Below are 11,447 nucleotides of genomic sequence, written 5' to 3'. Positions count from 1 at the left end.
CCTTTATATATAGACTTGGGACCAACCCGCCAGGGGGTTTTTGTAGAAATAACAGACTTTTATATATAGAGGGGATAACCTGCCAGAGGGGAGGTTTGTAGGGCTCGGGTTTGGATAACTGCCCTACTGACCAAAAGGCCGCCGCGGCCCCACCCTTTAGGACCGGGGACGGGGCGACCTTTGGTTCTGAACCTCTGTAAGCGAGGGCTTTGTTCAGTGACACCCCAGTCGCCCAGCAGGTTTAGAGGAGGTAAACTGATAACGCGCTCCCACTTCCTCTGCTGCATCGCGGATAAAGCTTACCAGTAAAGTGTCAGTCAGCCGATTTTTCTCAAACACCCCAGGATAGCAGGAGAGCCAGCGGTGTTCCTCCCTGGTTCAAATGATTCCCACACCATGCCAGAGTTGGTTTGTGGCATTGACGCATATCCGAGTTGTGATAAAATGCGAGGACGGGGCCGTAACTCAGATGGGAGAGATCTTCACTTGCAATGAAGAGGTCAGGGGTTCAAGTCCCCTCGGCTCCATCGTGGGCCTGTGGCGCAGACGGGAGCGCTCTCAATGGCATTGAGAAGGCCGGGGGTTCGAATCCCCCTGGGTCCACTCAAGAAACGAGTTGTTGCATTTGGGCACGGCTCGTTTTTTGAAAGGCTATGGCAGGAGTAGTAAGCCATCCGTCAGCGAGTCGGGAGAACTGGTGTGAGCCCGGCGCAGCGCAAACGGAGCGCTTGAGGCTGAACTCGCCTGTCGGCTCGTTGAGCAGGCCGCAGCGGTGAACTTCAGTAGCCGTTGCCGGGTTCGCCCGTTAGCGCGTTCTGAGCGGCCGGGAACATTTCTTTCCGGGCAATCAGGGTGGTACCGCGGAGCAACCCTTCGTCCCTGCTTGGATGAAGGGATTTTTGCTTAATCAAAGACAGGAGAGAGGTATGAACTCATCACCCATACCGGCGTACAATCCGGGAGAAATCGAGAGTAAGTGGCAGCAGCGTTGGGAACAGGACGGTCTCTATCATTCCAATGTTGACCCTTCCAGGCCGAAGCATTACGCGCTGACCATGCTTCCTTATCCTTCCGGTGATTTGCACATCGGTCACTGGTATGCAATGACCCCTTCGGATGCCCGCGCTCGTTTTATGCGCATGCAGGGGTACAATGTGTTGTTCCCTATTGGTTTTGATGCCTTTGGACTGCCGGCTGAAAATGCTGCCATTCAGCGCAACATTCACCCCAAAGTGTGGACTTACCGCAACATCGAAAATATGCGCCGACAGCTGCGCAGCATGGGCGCGATGTTCGATTGGCGGCGTGAGGCAATCAGTTCCGACCCGGAATATTACCGCTGGACGCAGTGGTTCTTCTTGAAGCTGTATCAGAATGGGCTCGCATACCGAAAAATGTCACCCGTGGACTGGTGCCCCAACTGCAACACGACCCTGGCGCGTGAACAGGTATGGGGCGAAGACCGCCACTGCGAACGCTGCGGAACTCCGGTTATCAAGAAAAATCTGGAGCAGTGGTTCTTCAAAACCACCCAATACGCTGAAGAGCTGTTGCGTTATGATGGAATTGACTGGCCGGAGCGGGTGCGCACGCTGCAGACCAACTGGATCGGACGTTCTGAAGGCGCGGCGGTTTACTTCACTACCCAGGATGGTGACTTGCTGGAAGTGTTTACCACCCGGCCGGATACCCTGTGGGGAGCCACCTTCATGGTTCTGGCTCCGGAACATCCACTGGTGGACAAGCTGACTTCGGATGAGCAGCGGCCTGCGGTAGAGGCCTATGTTCAACAAACGCTGCGTCAGTCCGATATTCAACGCGAGGCGGCTGATAAGGACAAAACGGGTGTATTCACCGGTGGTTATGCGGTCAACCCGGTCAACGGACGGCGTATTCCGGTGTGGATTGCCGATTATGTGCTGATGACCTACGGTACCGGTGCGATCATGGCCGTGCCGGCGCATGATGAACGGGATTTTGCGTTTGCTCTCAAATACGGCCTGCCCATTTTGCCGGTCATTGCCCGACCGGACGGGCTGGCAAAATCCTTTGCGCCCGCCGCCTCCATGCGCGCCGGATTTGCGGAAGTATTGAGCGGCGCCGGGATTGCCTTTGAGCAGAATGAGCGGGGTGTTTTTGTGACCCTGCAATCCGGTCAGATTGACTCCTATCTTAATATCGCCAAGGAATACTTGAACAGCGGTTACTGGAACGAAATTGTGGGGTCGCGCTGGGTCTTCATTTTCGAAAACGGTCTTTGGGAATGGGAATCGCCGGAGGCCGAGGCGCGCATTTTGGCGCGCTGCAAAGAATTGCAGCCCGCTGTCCGTTCTGCGCGCACATTGATGGAAATGCTGTGGAACGTGGAGTTTTACCGGGATGTGCTGTTCCATGCCGAGTATGGGATGATGATCAACTCGGCTGAATTCAGCGGTACTCCCGGTGAGCACGCAAAGGCAGAGGTAACCCGCTGGTTGGAACAAAACGGGAAAGGAAAGTACGCCGTCAATTACCGCTTGCGCGATTGGCTGATCTCGCGTCAACGCTACTGGGGTGCCCCGATACCGATGATCTACTGCCCGACCTGCGGGATCGTACCGGTACCAGAGGATCAACTACCGGTGCTGCTCCCTGAGGATGTGGAATGGAAACCAACCGGCGAAAGCCCGCTGAAACTGCATCCCACCTGGCGTTTGACGACCTGCCCGCAATGCGGTGGAACGGCAGAACGGGAAACGGACACGATGGACACTTTTATGTGTTCATCCTGGTATCACCTGCGCTACCTCAGCCCGTGGTATCACGAAGGTCCCTTTGATCCGAAAGAGTATGACTACTGGATGCCGGTTGACACCTACACGGGTGGAATTGAACACGCTACCATGCACCTGATTTATACGCGCTTCTTCCATAAAGCCTGCCGCGATATGGGAATCACCAAAGGGAACGAACCCATGCTGCAGTTGCGCAATCAGGGTATGGTGTTGGGCGAGGATTCTGAAAAAATGTCAAAGAGCCGCGGCAATGTGGTTTCGCCGGATAATCTGGTGGCGGCCTACGGAGCCGATACGGTGCGTGCTTACCTGATGTTCTTTGCCCGCTGGGATCAGGGTGGGCCGTGGAGCAGCGGTGGTATTGAAGGCACCAGCCGCTGGCTGAGGCGGCTGTGGTCACTGGTGCTTGAACCGGCTGCTGCAAAAGCGGCAGATGAAAGCCTCATCCGCAATTTGCGCCGCAAGGTTCATCAAACCCTGCGGGCGGTCACCCGCGATTTCCGCGAATTCGAATTCAACACCATTGTTTCGGCTTTAATGGAACTGCTGAACGAAATGAACAAAGCCAAGCAGGGTGGGGCGTATGGCACCCCCGCCTGGGAAGAAGCGGTGGATATCTACCTGCGGATGCTGGCGCCGGTTGCGCCGCACATCAGCGAAGAGTTGTGGGAAAGATTGGGAAAACCCTACTCGGTTCACACTCAATCCTGGCCTGTAGTGGATGAAGAGGCTGCCCGCGAGGAAGAAATTACGCTGGTTGTGCAGGTAAATGGAAAAGTGCGTGACCGGATTCAGGTGCCGGTCAATATCTCGGAAGAGGAAGCCAAAGCCATGGCTCTGGCTACCGAAGGTGTCCAACGCCATCTGGAAGGACGCAGCCCGCGCCAGATTATCTATGTGCGTGGCAGACTGGTAAACGTCGTGTTTTGACCACATCGGCCGAAGGAGGAGAGCCTTTTTGAATTGCGGCGGCGAAGCATCCGCTTCGCCGCCGCGTTTAATCCAGTCCCTTTTGAAAAAGCGGTATACTGAGTGAGGATTTTTTTTCTTCAAAAAAGGAAGATTTTATGCGACTCGAAGAATTGAACTGGATGGATGTTGAAATCTACCTCAAACAGGATGACCGTCTGATGCTGGTTTTAGGCGCATGTGAGCAGCACGGTTATCTCAGCCTTTTGACGGATGTGCGCATTCCTCTGGCGCTGGCGGACGCTGCCAGCGAAAGGAGCGGTGTGCTGGTTGCCCCTCCTTTGAACTTTGGCGTTTCACCCTACTTTCTGGCTTACCCCGGCACGATCAGCCTGCGCTCCAGCACACTGATTCAGGTGGTGGAGGACATGGTCAGATCGGTTTACCGCCAGGGGTTTCGGCGTTTACTGGTTCTGAACGGCCATGGCGGCAACGATGGGGCGCGGAATGTGCTGGTAGAGCTGGCCAATGAACTGCCGGGGTTGAAAGTTGGATGGTATGCGTGGTGGAAATCCCACAGCGTTGAAGCGGTGGCAGAAAAGCATGCACTAAAACCGGCGCATGCCAACTGGTTAGAAGCCTTTTCGTTTGTACAGGTGAGCGAATTGCCTCAGGGTTCAAAAATTCCCCCTTCCTATCAGGGTTTGCCCAATGCCGAGGAAATGCGGCAGCTGTACGGGGATGGCAGTTTTGGCGGTGAATATGCTGCCCGACCGGAAATTATGCAGGAATTATTCGATGCAGCCCTGACAGATATTCTGTATTTGCTGCAATTTGAGTAGGAAAATGCTGGTTTAAGGAAAAGTATTAGTCCAAACAACTTAAGAAATGGTGTTTGCCATTCATTCAGCTGCAAAAGGGAAGGGGAGAAATTGGAATTCTTACCCGGAAAAAACTGATTTTGGCGGGATTTGGTAAATTTTCAACTCCTAAAATGTTTTCAATATTAAAAAATCATGTATAATGTGTTAAGAAATTTGAAACTCCCTCAGCCCGGAATGATCAAAGCGTTGGAAAAGCATTGCAGTGGCAGGGAGAAACCGTTTGTGTTTGGATTTTCTCTCTCCATTGGGGAGAGATTATGGGATCAGTAGATTAGCCGGAGAGTGAAACGGCTCTGAATTCAAGGCGTGTACTTTTTTAGGTGAGTACGCGCGTGGACAGTGCAATTAAACCGGAGGCTGTCGGTGAAGTATACAGATAATGTACCTGTGGTGGGATTTACCAGAGCCTCACAAAGGATTCAAAATTATTTGAATCTGCTTTAATCTTCGCTCCCGGTATTTTCTGCATTTTCACCCCGCACAAACTGGTTCTTCTCGGGCTGCTCCGGGCAGGCTGGTGTTGATTGGACGCGGAGCGTAAGATCACAGCATTAAAGGTACAAAGGCGTAACCCAAATCGAGTGAATGTTTACCTCGATGGGGAATTTGCTTTCGGACTTTCGCGAATTGTAGCTGCCTGGCTGCGGGTTGGACAAACCCTGAGTGAAGATAAAATTCGTTCACTCCAGGAAGAAGAGACCCGCGAAGTCGCCTATCAACGTGGTTTGCATTACCTGAGTTTCCGCCCGCGTTCAGAAGCCGAAGTTCGCCGCAAACTGCTGGAAAAAGGGTTTAACCAGCCATTGATCGAGGAGATCATTGAACGCTTGAAGGCCGAACGTTGGCTGGGTGATGCGGAGTTTGCGCGCTTGTGGACGGAAAATCGCACCACTTTTCGACCCCGCAGCCGCCGATTACTGCGTTATGAGCTAAGGCAAAAGGGAGTTTCGGAAGATCATATTGAGGAGGCGCTCAATCCTTTGGCGGAAGAGAGTGAACTGGCGTATCAGGCTGGTATTCGTTATGCGCGAAAATTGACCAGCCTGCAACCGGATGTGTTTCGCAAGCGGCTGATGGCGTTTTTAGCACGCCGCGGCTTTTCTTACGGAACGATTGCTCCGGTTGTGCGCCGCATCTGTTCCGAAAGAGAGATTGAGCAGCCCGAAACCTGACTCTGGAAAGAGGAATTGGAACATGGGACAATTTGGATTTGAAACATTGGTAGTCATTTTGTTGGTGGATGTGCTGGTTCTGGCTGCGGCGGTGTATTTTTTGACCCGCTACTTTGCCGAAAAATTCAAAAAGGATCAACAAAATAAAGCAGATGCAGTTTTACTGCAAGCGAACGAAAAAGCACGTGAGATCGAACTGGAAGCCAAAGATCGAGCACTGAAAACCTTGCAGGAAGCTGAGGCGGAAATCAACCGCCGCCGCATGGAAATCAACCGCGAAGAAGACCGTTTACAGAAACGGCGGGCAGAGCTGGATCAGCGCTTTGAGCGGCTGGAACAGCGTGAACAGGCGGTCAACAAGCGTCAGTCGGCTGTGGACAAACGCCTGAACGAAGTTGAAAAAATGTACGAGCAGCATATGGCGGAATTGCAGCGGATTGCGCAAATGACCGTCGAGGAAGCCCGAGCGGTTTTACTCCAGGAAGCCGAAAAAGAAGCCCGCGCCGACATGGCACGAATCATCCGCCAAATTGAGGCAGAAGCGCGAGCCGAAGGTGAAAAGCGCGCCCGCGAGTTGATTGCCGAATCCATCCAGCGGGTGGCTTCGGATCATGTGGTCAGCGTGACCACCTCGGTCATTTCTCTGCCCAACGAGGAGATGAAAGGGCGTATCGTTGGACGGAATGGGCGAAACATCCGCGCCTTTGAGCAGGCCGCCGGTGTAGATGTGATTGTAGATGATACTCCTGAGGCGGTTACCATCTCCTGTTTTGACCCGGTGCGGCGCGAAGTTGCCCGCCGGGCGCTGGAACGCTTGATTGTGGATGGACGTATTCACCCGGCGCATATCGAAAAAATTCTCAACGAAGAACAAAAAGAAGTGGATAAAAGCATCATCGAAGCCGGCGAGCAAGCGGCGTATGACGCTGGGGTGACCGGTCTGCACCCCGAAGTCACCAAAGTTTTAGGTCGTTTGAAGTACCGCACTTCCTACGGCCAGAATCAACTGGCGCATGCTGTGGAAGTGGCCAAACTTTCGGCAGTGCTGGCGGCCGAGCTGGGCGCAGATGTGGATTTGTGCCGTATGGGTGGCCTGCTGCACGATTTAGGCAAGGCCATGGATCATAACACCGACGGCACACACGCCATGATCGGCGCGGAATTTGCCAAACGGTACGGCGTTCCGGCAAAGGTCGTCAATATCATTGCCTCTCATCATCACGAAGTGGAACAGGAAACGGTGGAAGCCATTATCGTGGAAGCCGCCGATGCCATCTCTGGCGCCCGACCCGGTGCCCGCCGCGAAGATTTGGAGCAGTACATCAAACGCCTGCGCGCACTGGAAGAAATTGCCAATTCCTTCAAGGGCGTCAGCCAGAGTTACGCCATTCAGGCTGGGCGTGAAGTGCGCATCATCGTCCGTCCAGAAGATATTGACGATCTGGCGGCCACACGGCTGGCAAGGGATATTGCCAAAAAGATTGAAGAAACCATGCAGTATCCGGGACAGATTAAAGTGACCGTCATTCGCGAAACCCGGGCTGTGGACTACGCCCGCTGAACCGGCTGCCCATGAAGCAGTTACTGCAAAACTTGCGGGATGGAAAAGCCCTTGTGGTGGATGTGCCGGCACCGACTCCCAAACCGGGGATGGTGCTGGTGCGCAATGCAGCTTCTTTGATTTCTGCCGGCACAGAACGCATGGTGGTGGATTTTGCCGGAAAAAGTCTGGTAGGAAAAGCGCGTTCCCGTCCCGATCTTGTGCGTCAGGTGCTGGACAAGGCCCGCCGCGAGGGGGTGTTAAACACCCTTGAAGCGGTTTTCAACCGACTGGATCAGCCGATGGCATTGGGTTATTCTTGTGCCGGGACGGTTGTGGCAGTCGGTGCAGGGGTGGAGGAATTTAAACCCGGGGATCGGGTTGCGTGTGCAGGCGGGGGTTACGCCGTGCACGCTGAGTATGTCGTCGTCCCCAAACACTTGCTGGCGGCTTTGCCGGATCAGGTAGATTTTGAGAGCGCCGCCTTCACTACGCTGGGTGCGATTGCCTTGCACGGATTTCGGCTGGCGGAAGCACAGCTGGGCGAACGGATTGCGGTAATTGGTCTGGGTTCGTTGGGTCTGCTCAGCGTGGGCATTGCCCGCGCGGCAGGCTGTAGCGTGTTTGGGGTGGATTTAGACCCGCACCGGGTTTCTCTGGCTGAACAAATGGGCGCCATTGCAGCCGAACGCTCACAGGCAGAAGAAACTGGTCGCTCACTGACACAGGGGCGCGGTTTTGATGCTGTTTTAATCTGTGCGGATACCCCCGCCAGCGACCCGGTAGAACTGGCGGGGATACTGGCGCGCGATCGAGCGAAGGTCATTGCAGTTGGGGCGGTGGGCATGTCGTTGCCGCGCAAGTTGTACTATGAAAAAGAACTTCAATTGATCATTTCGCGCTCATACGGGCCGGGGCGTTATGACCCACAGTATGAAGAAAGCGGGATAGATTATCCCTACGGGTATGTGCGCTGGACAGAAGGCAGAAACTTGCAGGCAGTAGTGGATCTGCTTGCCAGCGGAAAGTTAGATGTCAGGCCGCTGATCACCCACCGCTTCCCCATTGAACAGGGTGAGGCTGCCTATGATCTGATCAGCGGAAAGAGTCGTCAGTCGTTTCTGGGTGTTCTTTTGACCTATCCCCAAAGCGAGGAAGCGACTGCACCGCTGCGCCGCATCGAGTTGAGCCCTCACGCTGCGCCGCTGGAAGGACTGCCGGGCCTGGGGGTGCTTGGAGCCGGCAATTACGCCATGGCGGTGTTTTTACCGGTGGTGCAACGAAGCGGCGGCGTGCAGAAAGTGGGCATAGCCACAGCCAGCGGATTGAGCGCGCGTCACGCCGCGCAACGCTACGGTTTTGGTTTTGCCAGTTCTCAGGAAAGTGATATTTTAGGCAATCCGCGGGTACAGGTGGTGGCCATTCTCACCCGCCATCAGCATCATGCCCGGCAGGTGATGCAGGCTTTGCGCGCCGGTCAGCATGTATTTTGTGAGAAACCTCTGGCAATCACCCCCGAAGAATTGAATGCCATTCAACAATTACTGGAGGAAAAGCCGCCTGCCTTGTTGACGGTGGGCTTCAACCGCCGCTTTGCGCCGTTTACGCGCCAGATGGCTCAGTTTTTGGAAAACCGGTGCGAACCGATGTTCATCCACTACCGGGTCAACGCCGGTTATTTGCCTTTGACCCACTGGCTGCACGACCCGCAGCAGGGTGGAGGGCGAATCATCGGCGAGGGTTGCCACTTCATAGATTACCTGACCTTCCTGGTGGGCAAACCACCCCTTCGAGTGCGCACCGTTGGGCTGCCGGATGGTGAACGCTATCGGCAGGATAATGTAAGCATGACGTTTTCTTTTGAGGACGGCTCCATTGGCACGGTCACCTACCTTGCCAATGGCGACAAAACTTTACCCAAAGAAAGGGTGGAAGTCTTTTGTGCCGGCCGGGTGGCAGTGCTGGAGGATTATCGGTCGCTCGAGTTGTTGCAGAATGGCCAGCGCCAGAAATTTACAGCGCGTTTGCGACAGGATAAAGGGCATCAGGCTTTATGGGAGGCATTTGTGCAAGCCGTTCGCCAGGGCGGGCAGCCGCCGATCCCCTATGATCACCTGTTGGGTGTAACGCGTGCCAGTTTTGCAGCGCTGGAATCGCTGCGCCAGCAGGCTGATATGGAGATCAATCAGGCTTAATTCCCGGATGGATGTTCCCGTGTGGAAGAAAGCGTACTGGCTGATCAAAGAAGTGGGGCCTGTTTCACTCTTCTCCCTGGCGGTTTATCGTCTGGGTATCAAGAGCGGGTATTACCACTGGCTGACGCCCATTGGCGGCAAAAAATTGAGCCACCTCCCCCCGTTGCGGGCCGATGTATTCATCCTTCCCGATCCGATAAAGCTTTCAGAGTGGAATCACCTGCGCGGCGAAGATGGAATTGCAGAAGCAGAAGAGATTTTAGCAGGCAGGGTCAGGTTATTTGGCGGTGCGCCGCAGCCTTTGAATCTCAAACCACCTCACCCGAATCGGCATTGGAGCGTTCTCCGTGAGCAGGGTGTAGAAGGGGACATCAAACAAATCTGGGAGCCGGCTCGTCTGGGATGGGCCTTCCCGCTGGGCCGGGCTTACCGCCTGACCGGCGATGAACGCTACGCCCGATGTTTCTGGATCTATTGGGAACAATTTTTGGAAAACAACCCGGTGAACGGTGGGGAAAACTGGCTTTCCGCGCAGGAAGTGGCGCTGCGGTTGATGGCGCTGGCGTTTGCAGTGCAGGTATTTGAAACTTCTCCGTGGTTTAATAAAGAGCGAAAACGAAATGTAGCCGAATCCATCGTGCATCACGCCCGAAGGATTGAGGTAACGCTTTTGTACGCACGTGCCCAGAATAATAATCATTTACTTTCCGAAGCGGTAGGTCTGCTGCTCGCCGCTTACCTTCTGCCCGATTGGGAGGAAGCACGCCGTTGGCGCCAAACCGGTTGGAAGTGGTTTGAGTGGGCGATTGAACATCAAATTGAAGCGGATGGGGAGTATATTCAACACAGCACCAATTATCACCGCCTCATGCTGACGCTGGCTTTGATAGCCCATAGAATTGCTCGGTTGGAGGGTATTCCGCTGACGCAAGGGATACGAGAAAAACTGCGCCTGGCTTCGGCCTGGCTGCGAGGGGTGATGGACGAAACCAGCGGTCAGGCGCTTAATTTGGGCCACCATGATGGGGCACATCTGCTGCCGCTGGGCGGTCATAGCGAGGATTTTCGTCCGATACTTCAAGCGAGCACGGCGGCATTTACCGGTGAGCGGGCGCTGCCGGGCGGGGGTTGGGATGAACTGGCTCACTGGTTCGGCCTGGATCTTTCCCGTTTACCTCAACAAATCAGCCAGCCGGCATTAGGGGGAGTTCGACGCCTGGGAGATGTGACCGAGTGGGCTAGTTTGAGGGCGAAAAAATTCACCAACCGGCCGGCCCACGCCGATCAACTGCAGGTTGAACTTTGGCGGCATGGTGTTCGCCTGGTAAGTGATGCCGGGACATATGCTTACAATTTGCCACCCCCCTGGCAGAATGGATTGGCGCTGGCTGAACTTCACAATGCACCGGTCTTCAACCGCCAGCAGCCCATGTTGCGGGCAGGTAAGTTCCTATGGTTGAATTGGGATCAGGCACAGTTTGTGGAAAAGAAGGCTGTGGAAAATGAGATCGTCTGTGCGGAGCGATATGGCTACCGCCGTTTGGGTGTTCAGCAGCAGCGTAGGCTGGAATGGGTGCAGCGGGGTTGCTGGAAAGTAACCGACCGTTTGCTGCCACTGCACCCGAGGCTGACCAGCGGACAGGTCAGTCTGCACTGGCTTCTGCAGGATGGAAAATGGAAGCCGGAGGACAACGGAATCCTCATGGATTATGGGGAATTTCAAGTTCGTGTTTCTCTTAATAGTCAACCATCCTTCACCCTGGAGTTTAAGGTGGTGAGGGCGGGTCAGGTTTTGAAAGGTAAGCCGGAAGAAGGGCTGGATACCTTGCTGGGATGGTTTTCACCCACTTATCTGGTGCGGCAGCCAGCCATTTCTTTGTGGATTCAAGCGGATGTCCATTTGCCAGTAGAACTGCAGACTGATTTTGAGATTTGCGCACGCTGAACCTTATTTAAGAAATCCCTGCATATTG

The 11,447-nt window shown here is 54.5% G+C and carries 6 protein-coding genes and 2 tRNA genes; all 8 read left to right on the top strand.

All coding sequences use genetic code 11. The features are described from left to right. The first annotated feature begins 454 nt into the window (after window positions 1-454). Window positions 455-527 (top strand) — tRNA-Ala (locus ACWIZX_RS01385). A gap of 4 nt (window positions 528-531) precedes the next feature. Continuing rightward, window positions 532-603: transfer RNA gene (locus ACWIZX_RS01380), tRNA-Ala, on the top strand. A 323-nt stretch (window positions 604-926) separates the two neighbouring features. Next, the gene (locus tag ACWIZX_RS01375; protein WP_448334588.1) at window positions 927-3,704 is read left to right on the top strand and encodes a leucine--tRNA ligase; all 2,778 of its coding nucleotides are present in this window, start codon (window positions 927-929) and stop codon (window positions 3,702-3,704) included. A 137-nt stretch (window positions 3,705-3,841) separates the two neighbouring features. Then, window positions 3,842-4,525 (top strand): creatininase family protein, encoded by a 684-nt coding sequence (locus tag ACWIZX_RS01370; protein WP_322794406.1) that lies wholly within the window; start codon window positions 3,842-3,844, stop codon window positions 4,523-4,525. Window positions 4,526-5,148: 623 nt separating this feature from the next. Continuing rightward, the gene (locus ACWIZX_RS01365) at window positions 5,149-5,739 is read left to right on the top strand and encodes a regulatory protein RecX (protein WP_322794407.1); all 591 of its coding nucleotides are present in this window, start codon (window positions 5,149-5,151) and stop codon (window positions 5,737-5,739) included. A 22-nt stretch (window positions 5,740-5,761) separates the two neighbouring features. After that, window positions 5,762-7,300, top strand: coding sequence for a ribonuclease Y (rny, locus tag ACWIZX_RS01360; RefSeq protein ID WP_322794408.1), 1,539 nt, complete (start codon window positions 5,762-5,764; stop codon window positions 7,298-7,300). An 11-nt stretch (window positions 7,301-7,311) separates the two neighbouring features. Continuing rightward, complete coding sequence (locus ACWIZX_RS01355) at window positions 7,312-9,474, top strand: bi-domain-containing oxidoreductase (RefSeq protein ID WP_448334587.1); 2,163 nt, start codon at window positions 7,312-7,314, stop codon at window positions 9,472-9,474. 19 nt (window positions 9,475-9,493) lie between these two features. Further along, a complete protein-coding gene (locus tag ACWIZX_RS01350) occupies window positions 9,494-11,419 on the top strand; it encodes a heparinase II/III family protein (RefSeq protein WP_448334586.1) in 1,926 nt (641 codons plus the stop codon). The last annotated feature ends 28 nt before the right edge of the window (window positions 11,420-11,447 follow it).

The organism is Bellilinea sp. (assembly GCF_053501535.1).
This window is presented reverse-complemented; position numbering and strand designations above follow the sequence as displayed.